The 14862-nt window shown below is 29.5% G+C and carries 13 protein-coding genes; 3 read left to right on the forward strand and 10 right to left on the reverse strand.

From position 1 onward, the window contains the following. Positions 1-3: 3 nt before the first annotated feature. The 5 genes from BR69_RS0119200 to BR69_RS0119220 form a co-directional block, all read right to left on the reverse strand. Positions 4-714 (reverse strand): ABC transporter ATP-binding protein, encoded by a 711-nt coding sequence (locus BR69_RS0119200; protein WP_027634649.1) that lies wholly within the window; start codon positions 712-714, stop codon positions 4-6. Further along, entirely contained in the window at positions 699-1454 is a 756-nt protein-coding gene (locus BR69_RS0119205) for an ABC transporter permease (RefSeq protein WP_034850158.1), read from the reverse strand. The genes BR69_RS0119200 and BR69_RS0119205 overlap by 16 nt, the downstream gene beginning before the upstream one ends. Next, positions 1432-2430, reverse strand: a complete 999-nt coding sequence (locus BR69_RS0119210; RefSeq protein WP_027634651.1) for an ABC transporter substrate-binding protein — start codon at positions 2428-2430, stop codon at positions 1432-1434. The genes BR69_RS0119205 and BR69_RS0119210 overlap by 23 nt, the downstream gene beginning before the upstream one ends. A gap of 199 nt (positions 2431-2629) precedes the next feature. Beyond that, positions 2630-3097 (reverse strand): transcriptional regulator MntR, encoded by a 468-nt coding sequence (gene mntR / locus BR69_RS0119215; RefSeq protein WP_027634652.1) that lies wholly within the window; start codon positions 3095-3097, stop codon positions 2630-2632. Between the two features lie 70 nt (positions 3098-3167). Further along, positions 3168-4106 carry a dipeptidase gene (locus BR69_RS0119220; RefSeq protein ID WP_027634653.1) on the reverse strand — a complete coding sequence of 313 codons (939 nt, stop codon included), beginning with the start codon at positions 4104-4106 and terminating at the stop codon, positions 3168-3170. A 155-nt stretch (positions 4107-4261) separates the two neighbouring features. Here BR69_RS0119220 and BR69_RS0119225 point away from each other — a divergent pair, with 155 nt between their 5' ends. Beyond that, positions 4262-4813, forward strand: coding sequence for a hypothetical protein (locus tag BR69_RS0119225; RefSeq protein ID WP_027634654.1), 552 nt, complete (start codon positions 4262-4264; stop codon positions 4811-4813). Between the two features lie 250 nt (positions 4814-5063). On the opposite strand, the gene BR69_RS0119230 is transcribed toward BR69_RS0119225, so the two are convergent. After that, positions 5064-8258 (reverse strand): SNF2 helicase associated domain-containing protein, encoded by a 3195-nt coding sequence (locus tag BR69_RS0119230; RefSeq protein ID WP_027634655.1) that lies wholly within the window; start codon positions 8256-8258, stop codon positions 5064-5066. A 324-nt stretch (positions 8259-8582) separates the two neighbouring features. Between BR69_RS0119230 and BR69_RS0119235 the strand changes: the two genes are divergently transcribed. Beyond that, a complete protein-coding gene (locus tag BR69_RS0119235; protein WP_027634656.1) occupies positions 8583-8807 on the forward strand; it encodes a FeoA family protein in 225 nt (74 codons plus the stop codon). A 19-nt stretch (positions 8808-8826) separates the two neighbouring features. Then, positions 8827-10935, forward strand: coding sequence for a ferrous iron transport protein B (gene feoB / locus BR69_RS0119240; RefSeq protein ID WP_027634657.1), 2109 nt, complete (start codon positions 8827-8829; stop codon positions 10933-10935). A 157-nt stretch (positions 10936-11092) separates the two neighbouring features. Here the strand turns inward: feoB and BR69_RS0119245 are convergent, their stop codons facing one another. From BR69_RS0119245 to BR69_RS0119260, 4 genes are read right to left on the reverse strand one after another with little or no spacing between them, the layout of a single operon-like run. Next, complete coding sequence (locus tag BR69_RS0119245) at positions 11093-11713, reverse strand: class I SAM-dependent methyltransferase (protein WP_027634658.1); 621 nt, start codon at positions 11711-11713, stop codon at positions 11093-11095. An 11-nt stretch (positions 11714-11724) separates the two neighbouring features. Continuing rightward, a complete protein-coding gene (locus BR69_RS0119250) occupies positions 11725-12828 on the reverse strand; it encodes an iron ABC transporter substrate-binding protein (RefSeq protein WP_027634659.1) in 1104 nt (367 codons plus the stop codon). Between the two features lie 36 nt (positions 12829-12864). Then, positions 12865-13644: an ABC transporter ATP-binding protein gene (locus BR69_RS0119255; RefSeq protein WP_207640789.1), complete on the reverse strand. Its 780-nt coding sequence runs from the start codon at positions 13642-13644 to the stop codon at positions 12865-12867. Next, positions 13644-14648 (reverse strand): FecCD family ABC transporter permease, encoded by a 1005-nt coding sequence (locus tag BR69_RS0119260; RefSeq protein ID WP_242840724.1) that lies wholly within the window; start codon positions 14646-14648, stop codon positions 13644-13646. Before BR69_RS0119260 ends, BR69_RS0119255 begins: the two co-directional genes overlap by 1 nt. Positions 14649-14862: the final 214 nt, after the last annotated feature.

Consider the following 14862-nt stretch of genomic DNA (forward strand, 5'->3'; position numbering starts at 1 on the left):
CCCCTAACTCATAAGTTTTAGTATGTTGGTCTTTAAGATTTTATATTTTTCATCTTTATCTTTTATGTCCCCAAAAGTTAATTTATTATTTATTACATCTATTACTCTTGTAGGTTTATTAGAGAGTATTACAATGTAATCCCCAAGTTCTAAAGCCTCCTCAATATCATGAGTTACTAGTATAACACTTCTTTTTTCCTTATCTCTTATATGTTTAAATCCTTTTATAACCTCTTTCTTAGTCTTTATATCCAAGGATTTAAATGGCTCATCCATTATCAATATATCACTATTATATGCAAATGCCCTTGCAATATTAACTCTTTGCTTCATTCCTCCACTCAAGTCCTTAGGATACATATGATTACAACCCTCTAATTGTACCATAGATATGTATTTGTTAATATATTCTTTCATATTTTCCCTTGATACTTTTCTCTTTAAAATAAATTTCATATTTTCTTCTACTGTTTTCCATGGAATAAGTCTATCCTCTTGAAAAACAAAAGCTATATTGTTAATTCCTAAAACTTCACCTTTATCCTCATCTACTTCTCCAGTAAGTATTCTCAAAAATGTGGTCTTACCACAACCTGATGGTCCCAATATACATGTAGTTTTAAATGGTTGAAACTCAATGGTTAAATCCTTTAAAACTTCTATATTCTTAAAGGATTTATATATATGATATCCTCCAATTAGTTTTCTTTCCATATGCTTACCCCTTTATATAAAACTTCTATAAGTAATTCTATTATCCAATTTATTAAAACAACTATTATTATCCATGAAAAAACTCCACTAGTATTTAAATAAAGCTTTTCCATTTGAAGGCTTGTTCCAATAGCATAGGATGGTTGCCCTAATACTTCCCCTGCTATTATGACCTTCATCATAAGACCTAATGCTGACGGAAGTATAGGTATTAACCCATTGATTATATGAGGACCATATATGTATATTATTTGATCTATTCTTTTAACCTTATAAAGCTTAGCCATGGATATTATTTTATAATCTAAATTGTTAAGAGCATTTAATACCCCTTCATATATTATAGGAAATACAACTAAAAATCCAATAAAAATAGGAGCTAGATTATTACTAAACCATATAAGAGTAAGAACCACTATGCCCATTGTTGGTACAGCTCTCATGAATGACACCATAGGCTTTAATATATGATATACAAAATTATAATAATATGATACTAAAGCTATAATTAGTGCTACTACTAAAGTTACTATTCCCCCTATAAAAAACCTTAATATAGTACTAAAAATTACCCTTAAGAACTTTTCATCCTTAATTATATTAACAATTGATTTTAAAGTAGAGGGAATAGCTGGAACTATAACTTCATTTTTTACTATGATACTTAGTATCTGCCAAAGAACAAGTAAAAGTATAAAAGATACTATATTATATCTTTTATTCCATATAAAGTTTTTCATCTGGTATCTTTCCTCCAATAGATTTGCCTTGAAAATCAAATAATACCTTATAAAAAGTTTTATATTCCTCCTTAGAATTCTTTGCTTCTATATAATTTAAATTAGATCTTTCCATAACTGTTTTAAGATTTTCCTTATTTAAGGATAACTTTAACTCTTCTGAATAATCTCCAAGTTTATCTATGTTATTTTTAGCCCACTCTATACTTTCCACTAAGTTCTTTATAAAATCATCCACAAACTCCCTATACTCATCCACTAATTCTTCCTTAATTATTAAACTAGATTGTGGATATCCATAATTATTCTTAGTTATTTCCTTCCACTGATCATTTAAAGACCCTATGATTTTTGCACTTTTACTCTTCATAAGAACATTAGATAACATAGGTTCAGGAATTACAGCATTCTTTGCCTTTCCACTTATAAAGGTTGGTGCCAGCTCTGTAGCTCCTACTAAATAATTTATATTTACATCCTTATCTGCATCTATATTATTGTTTTTTAGTATATATCTTAATGTTATATCAGGTGTTAGCCCTTTTCCTATTGTGTACAGGTCTTTTCCCTTTAGCTCCTTTATTATGTCTATTCCCTCATTAGATACCATGTACATATTTCCCCATCCTACTGTACCAGCTAATTTATACTTAAGTCCTTTATTATAACTTTGAGCTGGAAGATTTGATGGTACAATAGCAATTTCAGCCTCATTATTTAATACCTTAGATACTAAAGCATCTGAAGTATTAACTATCTCATATTCTATTGAATAATCTTTATTAACTTGGGTGTTCTCTTTTTTAAGTTTTGCTATAGCTATAGATGGAATTCCCTCTGGTACAAATACCTTTATACTTTTTGGATTTTTATTTTCATCTTTACTTCCTTCTTTAATTTTATTTCCACACCCAACTAATAATGAAACACCTATAATTAATATTAATAAAGCACTAAAAATTTTTCTGTTTCTCATAAGCTTCACTCCTTATTAAGTTCTTACATAAATATTTTATACGTACTAAGAGCTACTATACCCCATAGATAATCTTATAGTATGTTAAATAATCTTATGTAAACTTTTAAACTTATATAGAATATTAAATAAAATTAGATTTAATTACAACATGAACTATACCCATCATTTTCATGATGGGTATAAATGTTTACTTTAACTATTTATTCATTCTAAATTTATTATACCCTTCCATAAAATTATTATCATTCTTTACATACTCTATAAAATCTTCTATACAACACAAAGTTTCTTTATTTATTGTATGCTCTATTTTTTCAGTTTCCTCTAGTATATAATTTTCTTTAACTCCTAAAAGCTTTAAAAAATATTCTATAGTTTTATGTCTATTTAAAAGTTTTTTTCCTATTTCATCCCCTTCTATACTTAGGGTTATAGCTCCATACCTTTCATAATTTATAAGGTTTAAATCCCTTAGTTTTTGAACCATTTTTGTTGCAGATGATGGCTTAACATTCAATGACTGGGCAAGTTCATTTATCCTTACGTAACCATTAACTTCATAAATTCTATATATCATCTCCAGGTAATCTTCCATAGATGCTGTTAGTTTATTATCATCACACTTCATATACTCATTAAAGGTATAAAATACATTATCGGCCATATTAGTATATCCTCCTAATAACCATATAATAATATATATTCATACCCTATGTTTATTATGTTTTTTCCTATTATTTAAGAATCTCTTTCATTACCCTTAATGCATTTTTATGAAATATTTTCTCTATATCCTCATATGAAAAACCTTCTTTTTGTAGTTTAAATGATAATTTGTTCATTTCTGAAATATCCTTTATCTCCACTTCATTTCCTATACCATCAAAATCACTACCAAGAGCTATTACATCTATTCCTCCAACATTCTTAATATGTTTAATATGACTAACCATATCATCAAGGGTTGCTTTAGAGGAATCTCCAAGAAAACTGCTACAAAAGTTTATTCCCATAACTCCACCTTTTTCTCCTAAAGTTTTAATCATTGAATCAGTTAAATTTCTCCTATGGTCTTTTACATACCTTGCATTAGAGTGTGATGCTACAAAAGGCTTTTCTGAATACTTTGCTACATCATGAAACCCTCCATCTGAAAGATGAGATACATCAATTATAACTCCTAATCTATTCATCTCCCTTACTAAGTCTATTCCAAAATCCTTAAGCCCCTTATTCATAAACTCTTCATTAAAATTAGGATATCCTATGGAATTCTCAAAGTTCCATGTTAATGTTATAAGTCTTACCCCCTTATTATAAAAGTAATGTAAGTTCTTCATATCTCCCATTAAGGCTTCACCTTCCTCAATGGTTATTATTCCTGATAACTTGCCACTGCTACTGTTTTCAATAACATTATTGTATGTTAATGCTAAGGATATTTCACTTTCATTTTCCTTTAACTCCATTAAAAGATTATCTAACATTTCATCACATGTATTAAATAAATTCTCGCAATGATCTTTAGCTATAAACAAGGCAAAAAATTGTGCCATAGCTTGAGCTTTTTTAAGTTTTTCTATATCAACACTTAAGTTATTCTTTTTAAGTTTTTCTTCCTTTCCATAGTATAGCTTACCTGCGGTGTCACAATGTAAATCAACAAACTTCATAACTTCTCCCCCATAATGTATTTTATATCATTAATTCATCACTTATTATATAAAATCCTTTTTAAAATATTACAATTAATTGATTTAATATAATTCTTTTAGTTACATAATTAAGAAACCTATAATATAATTATCCTAAGGGGGAAGTATATACTATGAAATTATCTAAGTTTAAAATAATTCTTATAATACTGATTATATCAGCGTTAACCATTACTTCTTTAATATCCTACGAATTTATTAAGTATATAAAAACATATAATGAAATATCTAATAAATCATTATACTTTTCATTTTATAAAATAAAAACTAATGGGGATGAAATAAAAAATTCAATAGATTCTACTAAGGATAAAGATTTTATTAAAGATATAGAACTTATAAAAATCTACAGTAACTTAAACCTTATGAAATCAGAACTCTATATATTATTCCATACTGCTGAGAATCGTGGTCTTTCTTATGAAGAATATAAGGATTTTACCTATTTTGATTCTATATTATCTAAATCTAAAGAAAATAATCATCTTATTTCATTAGATGAAGACTTAAAAAAACAATTAAACCTTATATATGACTTTGCCCTAAATTTAGTTAAAATTCTAGATACAATCCCTGATAAACCAACTAAGAATAACTCATGGATTTCTCTTTATAAAAATGTATATTCTAAATATAAAGAACTATTGGTAGGTTTATCTACTTAAAAATATCTTATAAAAAACTCAAAAAAATATTTAAATTTTCCTAAATAGAAATGATGCATAGGTTGGAACTATTTTTTTCCAATCCATGCATCATTTTTAAGCTTTGTAATTTTTGTATCCATTCCTTATTAAACCTTTTAATAATTACAATATGTACCCATTAAAAAATTATAAAACTAGTCTTTTTTAAATTATATTCGAAATTATGCCATCCTCATGTCTATTATAAATAGCATAAACTTCTATATAATTAAGTAAATAAATCTTCTATATCTTCAATGGACATACTAGATAATACATCCTTATCTAAATCTTCATTATCCATAATACTATTTATTATGTTTTGTTTTTCTTCTTGTATTTTTAAAATCTTCTCCTCTATTGTGCCCTTGGTTATAAGTTTTATAACCTCTACTGTATTCTTTTGACCTATTCTATGAGCTCTATCAGTGGCTTGACTTTCTATTGCAGGATTCCACCATGGATCAAAATGTATAACTATATCCGCTGATGTTAAATTAAGTCCTGCGCCTCCAGCCTTTAATGATATTAAAAACACTTTATCTTCGCCTTCATTGAAATTTTTAACTAAGGTCATTCTATCTTTAGAACTTACAGAACCGTCTAAATAAAGATGACTTATATCTTCTTCATTTAACCTAGAAGATATATTTTTAAGCACAGTAACAAACTGAGAAAATACAAGAATTTTATGTCCTCCTTCTATAGAGTTATCAATAAGATCTATAAGTGCATTCATCTTAGCACTTTCACCAGCATAATCCTCTATAAATGAAGATGGATCACAACATATTTGTCTAAGTCTTGTAAGTGCTCCTAGTATTTTTATTTTACTCTTTTCAAAACCATAGAGATTAATTTCTTCTTTTATCTGCTTTTTAAACATGGTTACATAAGAAGCATAGATGTTCTTTTGGGTAGAATCCATATTAAGACTTAAAGTCTTTTCTATTTTAGGTGGTAACTCCTCTGCAACATCCTTTTTAAGTCTTCTTAATATAAATGGAGCTATTCTCTTTTTTAAATCCTCTAATGCATGTTTGTTATCATGTTTAACTATAGCTGTTTCATATAAGTTTAAAAATTTTGAATGATTTAAAAGGTATCCAGGCATTACAAAATCAAAAATTGACCACAGTTCGCTTAAGTGATTTTCCACTGGAGTTCCTGTTAATGCAAATCTATTTTTAGCTTTAATCTCCTTCACTGCCTTTGCATTTTGAGAAGTGAAGTTTTTAATATTTTGTGCCTCATCTAATATTACGTAATTAAAGGTCATGTTTTCTATAAAGTCTATATCTCTTCTAATAAGCGGGTAAGAGGTTATTACAACATCATAATCCTTAGAAGTTTTCCAAAGTTCCTCCCTCTGATTTCTACTTCCTTCTACTATGACTATTTTTGCTAACTTCGCAAACTTTTCGAACTCTTCCTTCCAGTTATATACTAAAGAAGTAGGACACACTATTAGAGAAGGGCAATCTTCCTTACTAGATATAACAAAAGCTATGGTTTGTATGGTCTTTCCAAGGCCCATTTCATCAGCTAGTATTCCCCCAAACCCATAATTACTTAAGGTTTTAAACCACTTATATCCAGTTTTTTGATAGGATCTTAGGCTTCCACTTAAGTCTTCTGGAACATAATAATCCATATGTTTTATATCCCTAAGGTTATTTATTAATTCCCTAAACTCCCTATTACTCTCAGCTTCTTCCCCTATCTTATCATTGACATAAGAGGCAAAAAACTTAGGAATTATTATTTTCTCACTTACAAGATTTTTCTCTTCTATCCCTAGATTATTTACTAGTGTTATAAGGTCTTTAAGATCCTTATTATTAAGTAATACAATCCCATCACCTTTTAACTTATAATACCTTTTTCCTTCTTTTATATTATTAAGGAGTTCTAAAAGCTCCCCCTCATTTATTCCTTCTATACTAAAAGAAAACTCTAACATATCTTCCCTATTAAGCTTTAGTTTATATTTAAAGTCATTTTTACTATAAACCTTTATATTCTTAAATTCCTCTGAATAATAAACTTCTCCTAGACCTTGCAGAAGATTAACGCCCTCCACAATAAAATCTATTACTGCCTCATCCCCTATTAAAGTAAACCCTTCTTCCTCCTGTGAAAAACCTAATCCTTCTATAGCTTCTAATATATCCTTTTCCTTATCCACTTCTCTTATAAGTATTCCATTAGATGAACTGAGTTTATTATCATTATGGAGTGGATTAAACTTCATGTCTTCATAAATAAATATTACCCTAAGCCCTATGGTATCTGCATTTTTATCTATATAAAATTCACACTTTAACTCTTCCTCATAGAAAAGCTTCTTTACTCCTTCTTCAAAAAATACTCTTCCTATATTTTTTATTTTAGGAAGTATAAAAGAAGCAAAGTTTGTGCTATCCTCTTTATCTATTTCAAGATGACCTCTCCTATCTTCCAGCATTAGATCAAATAAAGGAGAAAAAATCCTTTCCTTTTCCTCTTTTATAAAGTAAATTCCACCCTTATAAAAGTAGATTCCACCTTCCCCTAATAAAGGATATGGAATTTCTCTATCCTTAAATCCAAGGGCTATTTTATTTCCCTTATCTATAACTAAGAACTCTAAAACTACATCATCTTTTTTTATTGTTACATCAAAATATGTTCCTATAGGTAAATTTACTGTTATACTTTTATCTCCTATAAGCTCTAATAAGTCCTTAAGCTTTCTATTAGGTATAAAAACCTCTCCCTTATTAAAAAGTTTCTTTGAAAAGTTGTTATATCCCATAAGCTTTTCTTCAATTTCTAAGAGATCTCTTATAAAATCTATGATTCCCTTATATTCTTCCTTAAAATCTTCCCTTGAGAAGTCTAATATATTGCTCCTATACAAGGTAAATAAATCTTCACTGTTATATGAGGTTATAAAAGTTTTTATATCTTTAATTGGATAAAGCTTATCTTTACCTACTCTAAGCTTCACAGAATTTACTAAGGAATTTAATGAGCTATGACTAAGTTCAATCTCCATATTAAGTACAGCTTCTTTATTATAAGTAACTGTGTACCTAAACACCTTTAAAAGCCTATCTACATTAGACTCTCCCTTAAAATACTCATTTATATATTTTAAATAAGCCGCCACTATATGAGGACATATTTTTTTCTTCTTTTCAAAGTCCTCACAGGTACACCCATACTCTATAAGATTTTTATCTTTATCTATTAATAGTTTACAAAGATATTCACTATATGTATTAGATGCTACTTGTGCTTTAATAAGCTCTTTATCATCTTTATTTAGTATGTGTTCAATATTAAACACATAATCCTGAAGATAATAATCTTCTCCAATAAGATATATGGTTTTAGTTTTGCAAAGGCTTAATATATTCCCTTTATCTACTACTGCCATATAATCCCTCCTTTTTTATAACTTATGACAAGTAACTTTTTCAAAAGTCTTCCATAGTATATATAAGAATGAAATTTTAGCCTAGAGAAACTTTTTATCCCATAATTATAATAATTAAGTTAATAATTAATTTTCTATTTTATATCTTAATACATTTTATCATATATTAAGATTTTATTTAAAAGGATCATAAATTTAGAGACTCACTTTCAATAATCCCTATAAAAATTATAAACTACAGCCCTTATATGTAATCTATATAAAAATCTATAATAAAATTTTGTATTAAAAAACACAAGAGAAGTTTAAAGGAGGTAAGCTAAAATGATAAAACTTTGTGATATAGGAATTGGTAAAGTGGCTAAGGTAGAATTTATTCTTGCTAAAAATCTACTTAAAGAAAGATTTTTAGCCTTAGGTCTTACTAAGGGTTCAGCAGTTGAGGTGATACGTAAGGGACCAAAGGATAATCTTACTTTATATAAAATTAGAGGAGCTATGATAGCCTTAAGAAAAGAAGAAGCCTCTCTTATTCTAGTTAAGGCTTAACTTTAGGAGGTGTATAGATATGGGTTTAACTTTTTCTTCTTCTCAAAAAGAATCCATGACAGATATATTCAATATAAATAAGAAAAATAATGAATTTGTTATTGCCCTCTGTGGTAATCCAAATACAGGTAAAAGCAGTATATTTAATATATTAACTGGTCTTAACCAACATACAGGAAATTGGCCTGGAAAAACAGTGGTTAATGCTCGAGGTGCATTCCCTTATAAGGATAAAGATTTTATATTAATGGACCTTCCTGGAACCTACTCTCTTTTTTCTACCTCTGTAGAAGAAGAGGTTGCAAGAGACTATTTATGCTTTGGTAATTCAGATCTTGCCGTGGTAGTTACAGATGCTACCTGTCTCGAAAGAAATCTTAATTTAGTATTTCAGGTCATGGAACTTAAAGAAAAGGTTATATTATGTATAAATCTTATTGATGAAGCTGAAAGGAAGCATATAGAAATAGATGCTGAAAACTTAAAGAAATCCTTGGGTATTCCTGTGGTATTAACTTCTGCAAGGGATGGACGAGGAATAGAAGAATTAAAAGATACATTAAATAAAGCTGTAGAAAATAATATTACCTTCACTCCAAATATTATAAAATATGATTCATCCATCGAAAATGAGGTTTCTCATATTGTAAATAAACTAAAGGGTTTAAAATATCCTTTAAATCTTAGGTGGCTAGCTTTAAGGCTTATAGATGGGGAGCCAAAACTTTTAGATTCCCTCTATTCAAGACTGGAGGAAAATGATCTTTCATTAATTAAAAATATAAATTCACAATTAAATTCTTCAAAATCAAAGGTAAGAGAAATAATCGTAGAAACCAACTATAGATATGCTGAAGACTTGAAAAATAGATATGTAAAAGAAAAAGACTCAAAAAAGATAAGTAGAGATATAAAGATTGACAATATATTAACCTCTAAAACTTTTGGACTTCCTATAATGTTAATAATACTTGGAACTATATTCTGGTTTACTATAAAAGGAGCTAATTATCCATCCCAGCTACTGGCAGATATACTCTTTTCCTTTGAAGCTACACTTACTAAGTGGTTTACCTACTTAGGGTCACCCTCATGGCTACATGGTATATTAGTTCTTGGTCTTTATAGAACCTTAGCTTGGGTGGTTTCTGTAATGCTTCCACCTATGGCTATATTTTTCCCCATATTTACCCTTCTTGAAGATTTAGGCTACTTACCTAGAATTGCATTTAATCTTGATCATTTATTTAAAAAGGCTTGTGCCCATGGTAAGCAATGTTTAACCATGTGTATGGGACTAGGATGTAATGCTGCTGGAGTTATAGGCTGTAGAATAATAGAGTCTCCAAGAGAAAGAATCATTGCAATTGTTACAAATAACTTTATCCCTTGTAACGGTAGATTTCCAACCTTAATTGCTATTTCTACTATTTTCTTCTCATTAAAGGTAGCTAAGGGTTCCTCCGTGATTCCTGCACTTTCGGTAACACTAATTGTTATTCTCGGGGTTTTAATAACTTTACTTGTATCTTATATTCTATCTAAAACTCTTCTAAAAGGAATCCCATCTACTTTCACCTTAGAACTCCCCCCTTACAGGAAACCTCAAATAGGACGAGTTATTTATACTTCTATAATAGACAGAACCTTATTTGTCTTAGGTAGGGCAATATTAGTAGCAGCTCCCGCTGGCATTCTTATATGGATTCTTGCAAATGTAACCATTGGAGATACTAATCTTGTAACTCATGCTGCAAACTTTTTAGATCCATTAGCTAAATTTATAGGATTGGATGGTTTTATATTAATGGCATTTATACTAGGTATTCCAGCTAATGAAATAGTTCTTCCTATTCTTTTAATGGCATACCTATCTACTGGAACAATGATAGAATTTGATAGTTTAGATTCTCTTAAAGAGGTTCTTCTATCAAATGGTTGGACATCATTAACAGCTTTAAATACTATGCTATTTACCCTTCTTCATTGGCCATGCTCTACTACTCTTTGGACCATAAAAAAAGAAACTGGAAGTATAAAATGGACAATCTTATCCGCTGCAATCCCTACTGCTATTGCCTTTATAATATGCTTTATTACAACTACCATATATAAACTGGCATTTTAACATTAAAAATAATCTTAAGTCATATAAGATTAAATAATCCTATTCCTCAATATATTTTATTTTTAAATTATATATAATCCTATACTGATATAAATAAATTTAACTCTAGATATAATTACTATCTAGAGTTAAATCTATTTTCTATTAAATATAATTGTTACTTCTTGAATATAACCCAAAAACCTCTATGGTCATCTACTATGTTAAAATCTTTAATTCCTATGTCCTTTAATATATTAGTAAACTCTTCTTTTGGATCAACCCCACTAAATTCCTTTTTTTTATTTTTCCAGTTAGTATCTATCTCTAGCATTTTCTTATCTATTTCTTCCTTAACCTCTTTAGAACCAAATCCACACCCAAGGTATGCATATCCATTATGTTTTAATACCCTTTTTATTTCTTTAAATGCTGTTTTTTTATCATCCCAAAACCATAAAGACCCTCTACTTATAACTAAGTCCATGGTATCTTCATTTAAAGGAATATTATGAACATCTCCAAAGGTAGCTTCTACCCTAGAAGAAAGATTCCTGTTTTTTATCTTATCTTTAGCTATGTCTATAGCTTCCTCTTCTATGTCCATCATACAAACCTTTGTATTTGTAATATCTAAGTAAGCAAAGCCCAGATGCCCTGATGCACTTCCAATATCTAAACAGTTTCCTTCTAAAATTCCTGTGGTATCTACTATATCTTTAGCGATTAGAGGATATGCTGGAGCAAATATATTATTAGCAATATAGTCAAATTCCTTTATATCTCTTTTTTTCTTCATAATTTACCCCTTTATTCTTTTACTGCGTCCTTTATTACTTCCTTTAGCTCCTCATCACTAAGATCCTTATGATAAAACTTCTTAAAGAATTCCTTTACTTCTTTATTTAAATCCATATTGGATTCTTCTTTATATAAAAGATTCGTCATCCATTTTACTCCTAATATTCTATTTACAGCTGGTGGTCTATCAAACCAGTTAAATGGTGCTAATGGAATTGTATATACTTCCTTATCCTTTACTGCCTTAATATTTTTCCATGAATCACTAGTTAAAATCTCATTTCTTAAAGCTTCTGGCTTAACTCCTTTGTCAGGGGATATTATTATAACTTCTGGATTCCAATTTAGAACTTGTTCTATTGACACTTGGGTTCTTCCATAACCTGACTTACTTTCTACTTTAGCCACATTAATTCCACCCACAACATCTAAAACCTCTGCATGAGGAGATCCTTTAGGATCTGTCTCTAACCCCTTTTGTCCTTCTGCGTAGTAAACTTTTTTTCTTTTATCTTCTGGAATTTTACTTTCTACTTTCTTAGCCTCTTCAATTGTATTTTTGCAATAATCTCCAAGGTCCTTAGCTCTTTCCTCAACTCCTAATAAGTCTCCTAAGAATTTATAGGTTTTATCCATTTCTTGAAGCTTACTTTCCACTAATATTACAGGAATTCCTAGTTGTTCTTGTATCTTATCTGCTTGTGACTTTGCTGTATCATTCACATCCCCTATAGAAAGTACTACTTGAGGCTTTGCCTTTATTATTTCTTCTATATTTCCTTGATTATCTTTACCAAACCATCCACCTAACACAGGTAGGTCTTGATATTCCTTTGTTAAATACTTTTTCTCCATATCTGATAACTTTGAATGTATTCCTACTAGCTTTTCTTGAGCTAGAGTATACATGATGATATTTCCTACAGGACTTGTACAATAAACCTTATCTATCTTACCATCTACAGTATGCTCTCTTCCTGCCATATCAGTTATTTTTCTTTTAGTTTCTGCTACATTTGTATTTTCCTTCTTATTAGTACAAGCTAACAAAAATGAACTTACAAGTATACAAGTTACCATTAAAAAGATACACTTTTTTAAATTTTTAAACATGATTTTTACCCCTTATTTCATCTAAAATAATATTTTTTATTTTAATTTAGGTATACATACTTTATATTCCTCATGAGTTTCATCAATAACTATATTCTTTATTGCCACATCTAGGTTATATAGTTCTTTTAAAGTCTCCTCTGTTAATATCTCACTACACTCTCCTACTCTTATACTATGTCTTCCCATGGCTACAACCTTATCAGCACACATAAAGGCATGATTGGGAACATGGGAGGTCATTATAATCCCCATATTCTTCTTAGAAAGAGACCTTACCCTTTCTATAACCTTTATTTGATTCCCAAAATCTAAGTTAGATGTAGGTTCATCCATTATAAGTAGGTTAGGCTCTTGTATTAATGCTCTAGCTATTAATACTAGCTGTCTCTCTCCCCCACTAACTTCTGTATATATTTTATCCTTTAAATACGCCACGCCTAAATCCACTAATACCTTTTCAGCCTTGTGATAATCCTTGCTAGATGGAGAAGCAAAACTCCCTAAGTGAGCTGCCCTCCCCATTACCACAACATCTAAAACCTTATATGGAAATGGTGGTACATGAGCCTGAGGTACATAAGCTACCTTTTTAGCAAATTCTTTCCTTGCCATAGTTATTGCATTATTTTTATCTAAAATAATCTCTCCTCCTAAAAGTGGAAGAAATCCTAGTATGGTTTTAAATAAGGTAGTTTTTCCAACCCCATTAGGCCCGAGCAAACAAACTACATCTCCATCCTTAACATTAAAACTAACATTGCTTATAATGGGTTTCTTATTATATCCACAGGTAACACTTTTAACTTCAAGCATTAAACCCACCCCTTCCTAGCATTAATTAATAAATATATAAAGAAAGGTGCTCCTATAATAGAAGTTAATATTCCAAGAGGAATTTCCATAGAAAAAAGAGTTCTAGAAAGGTTGTCCACCATAGCTAGATAACTTGCTCCTATAAGCATAGTTGTAGGTAATAATATCTTATAATTAGGTCCCACAATCATTCTAGATAAATGTGGCACCACAAGTCCTACCCATCCAACAAATCCACATATGGATACACAGGACGCGGTCATAAGAGTTGAACTAGTTATAACTATACCTCTAATTAGTTTTGTATTTATCCCAAGGGCCTTTGCCTCTTCTTCTCCTAAAGACATTATGTTAAGCTTCCATCTTATTAACATTAAAGGGATTACTCCTAAAACAAATGGAATAATTAGTATATATAAATCATTCTTATTTACAGAAGCTATACTTCCCATAAGCCAAAAAGTTATGGCTGGTAACTTACTATATGGATCAGCTACATATTTTATAAGGGATATGAACGCTGAAAATAATGTGCTTATAAGCATTCCTGCTAGAACTAAAACAATTGTAGATGTGTTATTTCTATCTACCCTATTACTAATAAAATAAGCTAAAAATACTGCTAAAAGTCCAAATGAAAAAGACAATACTTGAATATAAAAAACGTCTAGGGATAATAAAAGTCCTAATGCCACCCCAAATCCAGCTCCTTGTGATGCCCCTAATATATCTGGTGATACCATGGGATTCTTAAACATCCCTTGATAAGCAGCCCCTGATGCTGACAATGCCGCACCAACTATCATAGCAATCAATACTCTAGGAAGTCTTACATTGAAGACCACTGTGCTTTGAACCGATGAGAGTATATTTTCATCCCCTTTAATATATCCTCCTATTATTTTAAAAATATCCCCTAAAGGTATTACATACCTTCCTATACACATGGAAAATATAAAAATTAAAATAGGAATAAAAATTAAAATTACCTTCTTTTTATTCATATATACCATCCTTATTTTCTTATTTAAATCTTATTAAAACTTCATATAAAACCTTTTCAAATGAAGTATATCAGACTTTTTAAAAATTTGTCAATAAAGGTATAATTTCACTAAAGAATCGTGTCTTTATATGTAAAATATTCGTACATTAGCGAATATTATATTGCATTAGTCTTTTATATAGCTTAAAATAATTTCTTTATTTCTAGCACTT

The organism is Clostridium hydrogeniformans DSM 21757, from assembly GCF_000686705.1.
GTDB classification, from domain to species: domain Bacteria; phylum Bacillota; class Clostridia; order Clostridiales; family Clostridiaceae; genus Clostridium_Z; species Clostridium_Z hydrogeniformans.